Origin of the sequence: Adhaeribacter arboris (assembly GCF_003023845.1) — a bacterium.
Classification (GTDB): Bacteria; Bacteroidota; Bacteroidia; order Cytophagales; family Hymenobacteraceae; genus Adhaeribacter; species Adhaeribacter arboris.
This window is the reverse complement of sequence record NZ_PYFT01000001.1, coordinates 4,969,960-4,984,011: the sequence shown is the minus strand read 5'-3', so window position 1 is coordinate 4,984,011 and position 14,052 is coordinate 4,969,960. Positions and strand designations below refer to the sequence as shown.

Genomic DNA, 14,052 nt, shown 5'->3' with positions numbered 1-14,052 from the left:
CGTAATCAATCAGGCATATTTTCGTTGTTTCCAGGTAATTTTAACCGGTAAGATATAATAAACAATAGAGGCAATTCCCAGGAACATCATAAAAAATTCGTAAACAACAAGTTGCCAAATCGGAAATTTTAAGTTCACGCGTTGGGCGCACAAACGAATAAAAGCAGCTTGCCAGATTATTTTCGCTACCAGTATGCCCCAATAAAAAATGGGCGATACTTCCTGAAAAAAGGGAATCCAGACCGGATAGAAACAGGAATAAAGAATAAATACGGCCGCCATATAAAACGGAATATGACTGATACCCTCCATCCAACGCCGCCGTTGCCACAATAATTGCCGCATATCCAACGCCGGGGTAGAAAGAGCCAAAACCGACGGATCAAAAATATTTACCGTATGAAAATGCTTTTTTACTACTTCCTGGTAAAGCTTGGCATCTTCGGTAATGGAAAAAGGAATGTTCTCGTAACCACCCGTTGCTTCGTACGCCTCGCGGGTAATGAGCATGTTATTACCCATCGTAAACACCGGCAAATCCAGGTCGGTTACTACCTGAAATAATCCCAGGGCGTATATCCAATCAATAGATTGTAATTTATCGAAGAGGCGGTTGCCAGTAACCGTGGTAATACCGGTAACAATGCCAATGTAAGGCCTTACCTGCGCTAGCATTACCTGAATCCAGGAAGGTGGCACCTGAATATCGGCATCGGTTATAAAAAAGTAATTACTCGTAGCCAGGTGGGCCAGGTGCGCTAATACGTTGCCTTTTCCCCGGGCTAAGCCTAAATTTTGCGTAACCGTAATACATTTATAATGGGGTTTATCTTGAATAAATTGCCGTACTACCCGGTAAGTATTATCCGTAGAAGCATCGTCGCCGATGAGTATTTCCAGTTTATCGCGGGGATAATCTAAACTCTCAATAGCCTGCAGGCACCTTAAAATAGTATGTTCTTCGTTGCGGGCCGCAATCAAAATGCTCACCTTCGGAAACACCAGCAACTGGGTGCGGTAACGCCGACGGTTCAGCAGCCATAAGCCCAGAATAACTAAGGATACACTGAATAAAACCGCAAAGTATATTACTTTAAACATCATAAAGTATTAAAGCTGTAACCTAAACCAGCAAAATAACGCAAAAACCGCGGCAACAAGTACTGCAGGTTGGGGAAAGCCTTCACAGAATCATGAAATACTACTACCGAACCAGCAGTAGTTTGTTTCAGGATGCGTTGTAAACCAACTTCCGGCGAAAGAGTATTATCGAAATCATACGTAAGTATATCCCACATGATAACGCGGTAAGCCGATTTAATTTCGTTAAATTGTTTACGCCTGATGCGGCCATAAGGGGGCCGGAACAAGCTAGGCTCCCGTTTAGGCTGATATTTTTCGATCTGGTCCTGGCATAAAGCAATGTTCTGCACGTACGTATTTGTTTCGGTGGCCCAGCCACGCAAGTGGTTATAAGTATGATTCGCTAAGTAATGTCCTTGTTCTACGATGTTCCGGGCAATCTCCGGGTACCGGCTGATATTTTCACCGACACAGAAAAAAGTGGCCTTTGCCTGGTAAACGGATAATTGTTGCAACACAAACTCGGTAACTTCCGGCACCGGCCCATCATCAAAAGTGAGATATATGTTTTTCCCGGAAATTGTTTTTCGCCAGATATACTCCGGAAATAAATACCGCAACAAAGCCGGGGTTCTAAAAATTCGCATTTATTACCTGCTAAGAAGAAATTTTTGGTATTTCTAAAGATTCCTGTAGCCCTTGATAAATTAAATCGGCGGTTTGCTGCCAGGTATAACGGCAACAATTTTCGCGCCCCCGCCGAATGTAATAGTCTCGCCTTTCCGGATAATGGTACAATTGCACCAAAGCCTGGCAGATTGCTTCCGGCGACAGAGGATCTACCAACAAGGCACTCTCGGCAGCTACTTCTGCCATAGAGCTGGTAGTACTGGTAATAACCGGGCAATCACATTTCTGCGCCTCCAGAATAGGTAAGCCAAAACCTTCGAATAAAGAAGCAAACACGAGCGCCACCGCCGACCCGTACAACTGCCGTACTTCCGCATCAGAAACCCGGCCGGTAAATATTACCTCGGTTTTATGCGTCATGGCTTCGTAGGCTTTTACAATGGCGTTGGCTTTCCAGGCTTTCCGGCCTACTATTACCAGTTTTACTTCGCTGCGCGTTAAATTCTTAAAGGCATCAAAGGCTTTAAAAAGGGTAACCAGATTTTTACGGGGTTGTAAGGCTCCCACAAACACAAAATACATTTCGCCGGCGCAGTACTTTTGCCGGATTTCAATTTGCTGCGCAAAAAGAGTGGGTTTAAAAAAATCGGATACCCCACAAGGCGCTACCTTTACTTTAGCCGGAGGCAGATGAAAACTCTTCATAATATCTTTTCTGGAGAACTCCGATACGGTAAGAATAAGGCGCGAAGCCTCGGCAAAACGAGGCATAAATTTTTGGTAATACCGGCGATCGAAGAATTTCTTTTCGGCTGGGAAATGCAGATAAGCCAAATCGTGAATGACCGTAACCCGGGGCACGTGGGTGCGCAAGGTGGTAAAGTTATCCGGCGAAAAAAATACATCCGGTTTTATTTGGCGTAATACCCGCGGCAGCATCAGCTCGAACCAAACGTAAAATAAAAACGGATGCCGGGCCGGTGGGTATACTATAATGGGGGTTACGTTGGCGGCGTATATAAATTGCGCATCGTAAGGCCGGTCGAATAAAAAGAAAAACTCGTGTTCGGGATGCTGCACGACCAAAAGCCGTAATACTTCGTGCGTAAACTTACCCATTCCTTCTAATTTATCAGCTAACAAAATGCGGGCATTTACGGCTATTCTCATGTAAAACTAAGGGGTATCCGAATACGATTTTATTTTTCTCTTTGGAGCAGGTTGGCCCTTAGGTCGGCGAGCCGGATAACCCGGGTTACAATCAATATTCCTAAAAACGCCAAGCCGGCCAGGATAGTATTTACCCACCAGATGGCACAAATTAACAATAATCCGTAAAATATTCCGCTAAGTGCTCCGGCACTTAGTAACAATTTTAAAATAAGTTTTCCGGGCACCGGAATGTTTAATTTTGGCCTTAAGTAAAGCAAATAGCCACCTGAAACCAGCACGGCACTAAAAAGAGTATTTACCGCCGCCGCTAATGAACCATAAACCGGAATAAAAATAAAATTAAGGGTAACATTTACCACAATACTAAGCGCTACCAGTTTACTCACTGCTAATTCCCGGTTACTGGCCGTGAGAATGTTGGCGTAAATGGCAAAAAAACCGTGTACGCACACGTTCGCAAATAAAATCCGGAGGTTTAAGCGCATTAAGCTTAGCTCGGCGGGCGACGAATTACTGAATTGCCAGAATAGCTTTTCGCCGTAAAAAAACACAAAAACGCTCACGAAAATTATGGGTACGCTCACAATCGCCTGCCCGAAATGCAGCAACTTTTGCTGTTCCAGCGGTTGCTTTTGGTGAGCCGCAAATTTAGCGAAGAAAATAGGCAATACCGTCCATAGATACATCATAACGGCATCTACCCACCGGTAGGCACCCGCGTAAATGCCCGCTTCCCGGCTCGAGGCCAAACGCTCCAGCATTACCATATCAATTTTTTCGTTAATACCGTTTACCAAATTAATAATAGCAAAAGGGAGGCTCGCTTTTAAAATAAAACTCAACTGTTGCCAATCCCATTTAGCCGGAAAAGAACCAAATTTTTTACGAAAAAACAGGCATAAAACCCCAAAAGCCAGCAGTACCGAAGTTAATCGGGCGTACACGTAATTTTCCAGGGTAATTCCCAGGTAAAGCAGCACGATAATGATGAAAATTAAAAAAAATCGCTCCAGTACTGATATTATTGAATCGAGATTAAAGAACTGGTGGGCTTGCAGCGCGCCGCGTAAAAACTGGGTAAACTGGGTAAACGTAAAAATGAAACCAATTAACGTAAGATAATACAACTGCTCGGCCCGGTACCCGATGCCCCAACCGGCGAGCAACATTACAAAAGGAAAAAGGAATGATATCAGGGTTTTAAATGGCAAAACTACCGGTAGGTGCGTTGCCATAAAAGTAGGTACGGCTGCCATTTGTTTTGTAAAATAATGGTAAATACCTAGGTCGGTGAAAGAGGTAAAAATAAAAGTAAAAGAAAAGAGCGCCGCAAAAGTACCAAAAGCCGCGTGCCCCATTTGGTTTTGCACGTTATTTTCTAAAACCAGCCAAATGGGTTTCACGAGCAAATTGAGCAGCACCACAAAACTGATATTTCCGAGTAGCTTTTTAATAAATTAGCAGGTAGGTTTACGTTTTAATTATTTTTGAGGAGCCATTAAACTGTTTCGTTTTTAAATTATTCGTTCAGTTTAACGAAGTACGCCGTTTATTCAAAAAACAAAGATACGTGTCTGGAGGCGGTTAGCAAGGAGTAATAATTAGATATCAGTAAGAGCAGACTATTTACCACTCCTAAATTCTGCCGTAGTTTAATTTTAAATGGATTGTATGAAAACTATTTAAAGAATACTCGAGGTAGTTTCGTTACAAATTGAGCAAGTCGTTTTCCGGTAGCTGTACTAAGGCTGCTTCGTATATGTTTTATATTGCGAGAACAAATTTTTTAACATGAATTACCAACCCGAGAAGTATTGGTCGAAAGTGGCCCAGGAAATTACCAAAAGAAACAAGGGTAATGTAATAGCGGGCGACGATGAACCTTATTACGTCTACAAACGCCAGCAATTTTTAAAGCTTTTTCATAAACTGGATTTTAAAGGAAAATCGGTGATGGAGTTGGGCAGCGGTCCGGGAGGTAATTTAAAAGTAGTCGCCCAACACCAGCCCGCCCGACTGGTAGGCGTAGATATTTCCGAAAACATGCTGCAATTAGCCGCCGAAAATTTAAAAAACTATCCGGCCGAGTTAATTAAAACCAATGGCACCGGCATCCCGCTCCCCGATAATTCCATTGATTTGGTATATTCCGTTACGGTTTTACAGCACAATACCAATTACGAAATGTTTAAATTGTACCTGGAAGAAATGGGTAGAGTATCGCGGGATAAAGTTATTTTATTTGAAAGAACCGAAATTACTGAAAAAGGTGATGAGTTAAACATGGGTCGACCCGTAAGTACCTACGCCACTATTCTAAAAAATAAAGGCTTTCAATTAGTGGCGACGCAGTATTTACCTATTCATGCCAGTTATTACGTTTGCGGCGCTATCCGTAAGGTATTGAACCCTAGAACCCGCGCGGAAGGAGAGCCTTTGAATAAATTATCGCTGCTGCTGGAAGATTTCACTTTGCCCATTACCCGGATTATTGATAAATTCTGGATTCAGAAAAGAGAAGTTACTAAAATGGAGTTCCAGAAGGTAAAGTAAAAGTTAAAAAATACTTGTATGGGTAGCAGAGCCAAAATATTTTAGTAAATTTTAAATAAATTTGATTGTAAGAAGTAAATTTTAAATTTGGATGGCTGCCACCGAACACTATTTAGCTGGTTATTTGCCCCTGGTGCAAAAATGGCGCTGGCCGATTTTGGGAGTTACCTTAGCCGCTTGTATTATAAGTGCTATTACCGCTTTGTTGCTCCCCAATATTTACCGGTCTACGGCTATATTTTACCCTACCAATTTGCCCGACCTGGAAACAACGTTAAATCCGGCGTTTATCCTGAACGGCGAAAAATTAACCTTGAGCATGAGCTCCGACGATGCCGACCGGCTGATTAGTATTGGCCAATCCGAACCCTTGCTGCGGCATATTATTCAACAATTTAAGTTCGCGCGGCACTACCGTTATCCGGCCAACGATACTTCCGATAAAATCCAACAAAAAGTACTCGAAGAATTTTTGTACAATTACTCGATTGCCCAAAACAACCGTTCGGCGGTACAAGTATCTTTCGACGATGCGGATAAGTATTTTGCCGCCCGGGTAGCGAACGCTATTACCCACCAGATTGACGTTATTAACCAACAGCTGACGCTCACCAATCAGCAGAAAATAGTTAACTCGTACGCGCAACGGCAACAATTTTTACAAAAAGAATTACACAAAACGCAGGACTCGTTGCTTACCGCCCGGCGGCAATACGGTATTTTTGGCGCTTCTACTGCCGAGCACGAAAGCCGCCCCGAAAGCCGCTACCTGGCCGAACGCTTGGTACAAACCGAAACCGACCTACGGCAAGCTCGGGCTACTTTAAAAAGCTACCAGGCGCAACTCCCGGCGTCTAACCCCAAAGTAATTACTTTAAAAGCCGAGATAAAAGGTTTAGAGGCCGCCGCAAGCGCGTTAAAAAGTTCCACTTCCGGCAGCAGCATCAACCTGGAATCGTACCTGGCCGGCACCGACGAAGTAACCCGCCTGGAAGCTATTTTTAACAGCCGGCGGGAAGAATACCTGAAAGCCCGGCAACTTTACGAAGACGCGAAGCTGGCCTTGCAAAACCAAACCAGTTCTTTGTACCTCGTGCAGCCTGCTACTCCGGCCCTTAAAAAAGTAAAACCTATCCGGTGGTTAATGGTGGCAGGCGCTACGTTTTTAACCTTTTTACTGTCGGTGGTAGTGGTTAGTGTTTTAGAGCGCCAAAAATCTTTTCGCCGCGAACGATTCTACGCATGATTTTCGTTGGGCCCTCTACCGGTAATGGACCGCTAAAAATTTACCTGGCTTTTAGTGCGTTATTATTGGCTACTATTTCCCTGGCCATTTATAAGCAAAATATTTATTTCCTGATTCCACCTCTGGCTCTAGTGGTTCTGGGCATTGCACTTACTAATTATGCGGTACTCTTTTATCTGCTTTTGCTGGCTATTCCTTTTTCGATGGAGGTGGATTTGCCCGGTGGCTTTGGCACCGATTTATTTTCGGAACCGCTTATTATCTTACTCGCCGCTTGTTATGTGGGCTCGTGGCTCCTCGGCAAAAATCCGGATAAGCATTTAATGCAGCATCCTTTAATTAAGCTATTGCTGCTATTCTTTCTGTGGTCAGTTGTAACCACTTTATTCTCCGCTGATTATTTACGCTCGGGAAAATACCTGGTAGCCAAAACCTGGTATTTATTGGTTTTTGTTTTTCTGGCCGGCGATCTCGTTCAAAATCCAGCTACCTGGCGGCGGTTTCTTTACTTTCTTATTAGCGCCTTGGGGGTAGTCGTAACCATTACTTTAATCCGGCACGCAGCCGTGGGTTTTACGTTTGCTGCCGCCAACAAAATAGTTGCGCCTTTTCTCCGGAACCACGTTATGTACGGCGTACTGTCCGCCGCCGCCCTGCCGTATGCGGTCTATCTAACCTTACAGCAAAAAACAACTCGCGGACGCATTATACCGGGTATTATTAGTTGTTTACTGCTGGCCGGAGTGCTAGCCTCGTATACCCGGGCCTCCTGGTTGAGTTTACCTTTAGCTGTATTATATGGTTTGGTGATCCGGTTCCGCCTCACCCGTTACTTGCTGGCTTGTATTTTACTTATTAGTTTGGCCGCAGTTATTTACCTGAGCGCCAATTATCGGTACATGCAATACGCCCCGGAGTACGAGAAAACTATTTTTAATAAAGACGATATCCGGAAACACTTACAGGCGACTTATACCTTACGCGATGTGTCGGGCATGGAGCGCGTTTACCGCTGGATTGCCGCCGCCCGTATGATTGCCGACCGGCCCTTTACCGGCAGCGGACCGAATACTTTTTACCCGGAATATTTGAAATATACGGTTAGCCGGTTTACCACCTACGTCAGCGACAACCCGGAACAATCCACGGTTCATAATTATTTTCTGCTGCAATTCGCGGAGCAAGGTTATGTAGGCGGCATTCTGTTTTTAATTTTTATGGGTTATATTTTATTGCTGCCCGAAAAAATCTACCACCGCACTACTCAGCCCGAGCACAGAAGAACCGTTTTGGCAGTAGCCTTATGTATATTTATAATTGCCGTCCATCTTTTCCTGAACGAGTTGCTCGAAACCGATAAAATTGGTTCTTTGTTTTACCTTTCGCTTGCAGTTTTAATACGGTTGGATGAGTGGACGGCCGAGAGAACAGTTAATTAGTGGCCTGTGGGTAGTTTTTATTTCGTATTATGATTTATTGTTACAAGGCTCTTAGCTGTAGGTTGGCTAGTAAAACCGCAGTACGCATTTTGCATTGTTACCAGAAATTTATGGTTAATAGCGTTACGCGTATTTTATATTGTTTGCCATATAAAACTTCCGAAAAGATGGTTCTATCCTTATTTCTGAGAATAAAAGTTACAGAAACTTGCGGCAATACAACTTTTGACTTATCTCGAAAATAGGCGTATATTAACAAGTTGTACGGCATTTTAAAAGAACATCCTTCTCCGCAACAATGCAAGACAAAGAAGTAATAAATTTTTGGAAGTGGTTTGTTGACAATAAAGACAAACTAGAATCTGACAATTACGAGCCCACAATTCTCCAAAGACTTGATGAGACAATTTCCAGCTGGGACTTGAATTGGGAAATCGGTCCAGGACAATCAAAGGAAAACTCATTGACAATTTCTCCAAAAGGCAGTCCAGCATTGCTACAGTTGACAGAGCAAATCATAAGCAAAGCTCCGACAGTTGATAAATGGGAATTCTATTCTACAAAACAACCTAAAGAAAATTGGTATTTATTAGAATTAAGTCACGATAATATCTCTGTCGATGCAAGCGAGTGGGAATATGTTTTATTAAAATACAAAGACGGCAAAATCGAAGTCCTTGTTAAGGCTGAAAACCTAATGGAGTACGATAAGGATACAAAAGAATTAATTGTTGAAATTATTTTAATGAATCTTCTTGGCGAAAGAATGTTTATGGAAAGAGTTGACTACTTTGACGTAGTTGAAGAGTTTGATAGCGAAGCTGGAATTACCGAAATAAAATATTTATCAGAACACCTTAACGACAAATTTTTTTTTTAGGTGACAAAAACGACCGTACAACATCGGGTTTTATGCAAGTTGGGCATGACCAGCAAACATCAGCCAATTGTAAATCCAGGCTATGGTTCGGGCTGGACAAACAACTTTCTACTTTAGTTCTTAAATTCAACTTTATTATTTCAATCAGCAGCGGTTGTGGGCAGACGGAATACTATTTCCCAACCTGCATAAAGCACTGCTCGTTGGGCGTAAGGCGGCTTGACAGCTTAAAAAGAACAAACAGAAAAGAAACAAGAACTGGGTAAATTGCGACTCGGCAGACTAACAGAATGAAGGCAAAATATATTAACCCATTTACAGACTTTGGCTTTAAAAAAATCTTCGGAGAAGAAGCCAGCAAACCTCTTTTACTTGATTTTCTGAATGCCCTTTTGGCGCAACACAACAAGATTATTAACCTGAACTTTAAAAATACCGAGCAATTAGGGCAAACCGAAGCCGACAGGAAAGCTATTTACGATATCTATTGCGAAAATGAGAAAGGTGAAAAGTTTATTGTAGAACTACAAAAAGCCAAACAGAACTATTTTAAGGAAAGGACTATCTACTATTCAACCTTTCCTATTCGGGAACAAGCAGAAAGAGGCGACTGGAACTATAATCTGAAAGCGGTTTATTGTGTAGGTATTTTAGACTTTACCTTTGACGATTACGAAAACGAACCAGAGAAAAGCGAAGTGGTTCATACCATTACGTTAAAGGACCAAAATGGGAAGACTTTTTACGATAAGCTGACCTACATTTATTTGGAGATGCCCAATTTTGAGCAGACAGAAGAAGAATTAAAAACCCGTTTGGACAAGTGGCTCTATTTCATCAAGCATCTGGAAGACTTCCAAACCATACCAGCAATTTTCAAGGATGAAGTTTTTATACAAGCTTTTGCAAAAGCAGAACTGGCTAAATTTGACCAAGCAGAATTAGATAGCTACGAAAACAGTCTGAAAACTTACCGGGACTTGAAAGGCGTTATTGACACTGCTTTTGATGAAGGGAAAATAGAAGGAAAAATAGAAGGAAAAATAGAAGTAGCTAAATTAGCCAAACAAATGGGGCTTTCAACTGCTGACATTATCAAACTAACCGGACTTTCTGAAAGCGAGATTGATAAGCTGTAGCCGAAATGCGCTACGCTCAACACGAGTATTGCCAAAAGTGGGGCGGGACGTTGGGGCAGTTGGCTGTAGCTCTCTTATCAGTTTCGATTTCGGCTCGACGTTAATAATGTAGCTTTAGTTCTTACCTTCAACTTTTAAATTATTATGCGCTTCAGCTGTCGGCTGACGTTTTTGAATTCCCACAAACGTAAAGTTTCAAAACGTTAACTGCATTAGATAATTCTAACTTTGTACAAATTGTAACTAGACATTGGCTTCCTCTGAACAAAAGGAATTGCAAAAAATAAAAAGGATAGTAGGGATTTACAATATGATCCCCAATTTACTCTGGACAGCCTTGTTTGGTATCCCAATTACCATATTTTGCTACACTTTCCTAGCGCCAAAAGCAACCTGTATTCTATTAGGAGTTAGTCTTGCACCAATCTTCTTTCCCCATTCATTCTTCGATAGAATACAACTGAGTAAGAAAGCTGATTGGTATAAAAAAATTGGAGTGAAGTACGTAAATACCTTCGCCCAGAACGGAAGTATACTCAATAAAATGATAAAAAAGAAGTATCCAAATTTTAAGGTAATTTCAAATACTAGAACATCAATAAGGAAGCAATACTACCAAACTTATTTTTTTGAAAAATTTCATTTTTCCTTGTTTCTGTTTTTTACAATGGTTACCCTGTATGCCGGGTTTCAAAAACAGTATTATTGGGTATTAGTCATAACAATAGGCAACCTGCTTTATAACATATACCCAAACCTTTTGCAGCAATACATTCGGGTAAAATTAAAATCTGCCGTATCAGATGAAAAGCTTTTGTGAATGTATAGTAGCAAGATTGCCAGGCGCTAACAATAGTATTGCTGATAGTGGAGTTGGACGCTAAAGAAATTGGCTGTATATCGCTATCCGCTTTGGCTCAAGCGGAAAGAACTACTTTAAACAGCAGAACAAATTCTTAATTTTTAAATTGAGAATGAGCTTCGGCTATTAGGCAAACGTTTCTCAACTCACCCACCATCAGCAATACTTATTTATCGGGCGCAATAGGTATTTTGCATTATTTCCTTCTTCGCAAAGCCTAAATCTTTGTCAAGAACTGATTCTCTAACAGCTTTTATTTCTGTCGTCCGTAGACTATCGACTATGGTCTATAAACTAATTTACTTAAACCGACAGGAAAGCAAGGTAATATCGTCGTGAAAATTGGTACTGCCTTGGTTATGTTGTTTAATTTCTTCGAGCAGTTCTTCGTGCAGTTTGGGCAGGGGTAGGTAGCGGTAGTTTTGCAAGAACTTGATGGTATTCTCTAAGCCGTATTCGTCTTCGTCGGTGTTAAAAACTTCGGTTAAACCATCGGTATAACACATAATTAACGATTTATTCGGAATAGGCACCTCCGTAACCGATATAAAGGGCAAAGACTCAAAAATCCCCAACATGGTGCATCCTTCGGTGAGCAACTGAATGGTATTATTTTCGTGCAGTAATACCGGTGAATTGTGGCCGGCATTTACGTAGCTCAGTACGTTGGTGCGGCGGTTGTAAATACCGAAAAAAGCGGTAACAAATTTTTCGGCAATCGCATTGCAGTAAATCAGGTGATTGAGCTCGGTTACTACGGTAAGCAGATTCGGATTCTGGCGCAAAATAGTGCGTAAACCCGCTTGGAAATTTGACATGAGTAAGGAAGCCGGTACTCCTTTGCCCGAAACATCGGCAATACAAAATAAGAACTGGTCTTCATTAATCGGAACGTAATCGTAGTAATCGCCGCCAATAGAAGAATGGGGTAAGTAACTAGCATGAATAGCTACTGCCTCGTCGTTGGGCAACGACTTTGGGAAAAGCATGGTTTGCACCTCGCGGGCAATTTTTATCTCGTTCCGGATTGCTTCTTCGGCTAAGCGCAAACGCGCCATACGCCGGTTCTGCATGGCTACCAGAATAATATTACTTAAGGTTTGTACAAACGACAAAGCGCCCAAAGTAGAATAATACGCCTGCGAATTACCAATTAAGACAAAAGCCAGAATTTTACGATTTTGCAGGATGGGTACAACCGTCTCGAATTCACTCCAATGCGCATCCAAGTTTAAATCGGTAATGTAGCTGATTTCGGTTAAACAAGTAATGGCCGGCGGTAAGGCAGCAGCATTTTTAAAGTCGTAATTAGTGCCAAAATTTACTTTACACTCCCAGTTATCTTCCAGCACAAACAAACCTAAACGGGAAATCTGCAATTGGGCCAGCAAAGTAAAATGGTAAATTTTGTAAAGCGCCTGATCCGTTAAATTACCGTTAATGGCCTGCGTTACTTCCAGCAACGCCGATAGCTCCAACTTTTTCAGGTCGAGCTCTTTCTTCATAAACTTTACGTTTATTTCAGGCATTGTGGATAAGTAATTGGGGGTCATAAGCGTCGCGTAGCCCGTTGCCAAGCAAATTAAAAGATAAAACCAGCAAACTAATACATATACTCGGAAGCACTACCAAAAATAAACCGGCCTTGGTACCAATAAGCTGAAAGCCTTCGTTTACCATCATTCCCCAGGACGGAGCGGGCGGCTGCACGCCTAATCCTAAAAAACTTAAACCGGCTTCCATTAAAATAGCGGCCGCAAAATTGGCAGTTCCTATAACAATTAAAGGGCCCATCAGGTTTGGCAGAATATGCCGGAAAATAAGTCGGCTTTGAGGTAAACCCAATATTCTACCCGCTTCAATATAGGCTTTTTCTTTGATACTTAAAAATTGGCCGCGCACCAATCGAGCTACATCTACCCACATAGTTAAGCCCACGGCCACAAAAGAAACCCATACTCCCCGGCTATCAAACGCCAAACTAATGGCAATAACTAGCATAATACCGGGAATAGACCAAACTACAGTCATTAAAAACAACATCGTTTTATCTACCCAGCCGCCAAAGTAACCCGCTACCGCTCCCACTACAATACCTAAACTAACCGAAATTAAAACGGCCACTAATCCAATACCCAATGAAATGCGGGTACCTAATAGTAAACGACTTAATACATCCCGGCCCGCACGGTCCGTGCCTAACAAATAAGTTTTATAAAACAAAGAAGTTTCTTTTACCTTTTCTTGCAGGACGGCGGGGCTTAATTGTTGTACCTCTAAGTTACTTAATTCCAAGCCAAAAACCTCGTTTAGCGAGAAAATCCGTATTTGCTCCGGCAAAGAATGTTTATTTACGTACGGGTTTATCCGGATAGATTTACCACTCATCCGAAAACTTTGCACCGGAATTTCGTGATAAGGCAGCTCCTGCCCGAACAGCCATTTTTGCAGGATAGTAGCATTTGGTTGGGCCGGTACTTTTTTCAGCCGCAACATTAACACGGAAAAACCGGGCTCTTTTTTTTGTAGTTGAACGATGGAATGATTGGCATTTGGGCTAGCATCCGGCATTATGGTGTAACCCAATAAAGCCATAATCAACGCTAACAAAATAAAAAAGAACCCAACCATAGCGGGTATATTTTGCCGTAAGCGCTTTTTAACGTAATAAGCCGGTGAGTGCGCTACTATGGAGGTAATAATCATGAGCCTTACCGCGAATTATGAACCATTAATCCGGCTTTAGTAGCCAGAAAATAATACTGCTGACACTCTTTACTAAATTTAACTTGATTGTATTCTATTTCCGTATCCGGATCCGGGTAAAAACATTTTACATACCCACGCACAACCAGGTCCTGCAAGCTATGGCATAATTCTTCGTGGGTCCGCAACAGGGCATTTCCTAATTGCTGAAAAGAAGTTACAAAGTAAAGCTCATCCATAATCTCAAATTCAATTTCCGTCATACTACCAGGTTATATTTATCTAAATCAGGGTATTGGACAAGCTACTGTAACCTACAAGATACATATTTTTACTTTTTT

General features: G+C 42.0%; 13 protein-coding genes. 6 read left to right on the top strand and 7 right to left on the bottom strand.

Annotated features, from left to right (window positions below):
- Positions 1–9: 9 nt before the first annotated feature.
- Genes AHMF7605_RS20290 through AHMF7605_RS20275 form a run of 4 tightly spaced genes read right to left on the bottom strand, consistent with a single transcriptional unit; the run spans position 10 to position 4,319 of the window.
- Complete coding sequence (locus tag AHMF7605_RS20290) at positions 10–1,104, bottom strand: glycosyltransferase (RefSeq protein WP_106931854.1); 1,095 nt, start codon at positions 1,102–1,104, stop codon at positions 10–12.
- Entirely contained in the window at positions 1,101–1,730 is a 630-nt protein-coding gene (locus AHMF7605_RS20285; RefSeq protein ID WP_106931853.1) for a polysaccharide deacetylase family protein, read from the bottom strand. Before AHMF7605_RS20285 ends, AHMF7605_RS20290 begins: the two co-directional genes overlap by 4 nt.
- Before the next feature lie 10 nt (positions 1,731–1,740).
- On the bottom strand, positions 1,741–2,883 hold the full coding sequence (locus AHMF7605_RS20280) for a glycosyltransferase family 4 protein (RefSeq protein WP_106931852.1): 1,143 nt from the start codon (positions 2,881–2,883) through the stop codon (positions 1,741–1,743).
- Positions 2,884–2,912: 29 nt separating this feature from the next.
- Complete coding sequence (locus tag AHMF7605_RS20275; RefSeq protein WP_262512389.1) at positions 2,913–4,319, bottom strand: oligosaccharide flippase family protein; 1,407 nt, start codon at positions 4,317–4,319, stop codon at positions 2,913–2,915.
- 358 nt (positions 4,320–4,677) lie between these two features.
- Between AHMF7605_RS20275 and AHMF7605_RS20270 the strand changes: the two genes are divergently transcribed.
- From AHMF7605_RS20270 to AHMF7605_RS31140, 6 genes are all read left to right on the top strand, one after another.
- Positions 4,678–5,439 (top strand): class I SAM-dependent methyltransferase, encoded by a 762-nt coding sequence (locus AHMF7605_RS20270; protein WP_106931850.1) that lies wholly within the window; start codon positions 4,678–4,680, stop codon positions 5,437–5,439.
- 91 nt (positions 5,440–5,530) lie between these two features.
- Positions 5,531–6,685: a GumC domain-containing protein gene (locus AHMF7605_RS20265; protein ID WP_106931849.1), complete on the top strand. Its 1,155-nt coding sequence runs from the start codon at positions 5,531–5,533 to the stop codon at positions 6,683–6,685.
- Entirely contained in the window at positions 6,682–8,124 is a 1,443-nt protein-coding gene (locus AHMF7605_RS20260; protein ID WP_106931848.1) for an O-antigen ligase family protein, read from the top strand. The genes AHMF7605_RS20265 and AHMF7605_RS20260 overlap by 4 nt, the downstream gene beginning before the upstream one ends.
- Before the next feature lie 298 nt (positions 8,125–8,422).
- The gene (locus tag AHMF7605_RS20255) at positions 8,423–9,004 is read left to right on the top strand and encodes a hypothetical protein (RefSeq protein WP_106931847.1); all 582 of its coding nucleotides are present in this window, start codon (positions 8,423–8,425) and stop codon (positions 9,002–9,004) included.
- Positions 9,005–9,294: 290 nt separating this feature from the next.
- Complete coding sequence (locus AHMF7605_RS20250; protein ID WP_106931846.1) at positions 9,295–10,143, top strand: Rpn family recombination-promoting nuclease/putative transposase; 849 nt, start codon at positions 9,295–9,297, stop codon at positions 10,141–10,143.
- Between the two features lie 310 nt (positions 10,144–10,453).
- Entirely contained in the window at positions 10,454–10,963 is a 510-nt protein-coding gene (locus AHMF7605_RS31140; protein ID WP_394336239.1) for a glycosyl-4,4'-diaponeurosporenoate acyltransferase CrtO family protein, read from the top strand.
- Positions 10,964–11,304: 341 nt separating this feature from the next.
- On the opposite strand, the gene AHMF7605_RS20240 is transcribed toward AHMF7605_RS31140, so the two are convergent.
- Genes AHMF7605_RS20240 through AHMF7605_RS20230 form a run of 3 tightly spaced genes read right to left on the bottom strand, consistent with a single transcriptional unit; the run spans position 11,305 to position 13,974 of the window.
- Positions 11,305–12,510, bottom strand: a complete 1,206-nt coding sequence (locus AHMF7605_RS20240) for a PP2C family protein-serine/threonine phosphatase (protein WP_233219198.1) — start codon at positions 12,508–12,510, stop codon at positions 11,305–11,307.
- A 16-nt stretch (positions 12,511–12,526) separates the two neighbouring features.
- Entirely contained in the window at positions 12,527–13,711 is a 1,185-nt protein-coding gene (locus tag AHMF7605_RS20235; RefSeq protein WP_106931844.1) for an ABC transporter permease, read from the bottom strand.
- A gap of 5 nt (positions 13,712–13,716) precedes the next feature.
- On the bottom strand, positions 13,717–13,974 hold the full coding sequence (locus AHMF7605_RS20230; protein ID WP_106931843.1) for a hypothetical protein: 258 nt from the start codon (positions 13,972–13,974) through the stop codon (positions 13,717–13,719).
- Between the last annotated feature and the right edge of the window lie 78 nt (positions 13,975–14,052).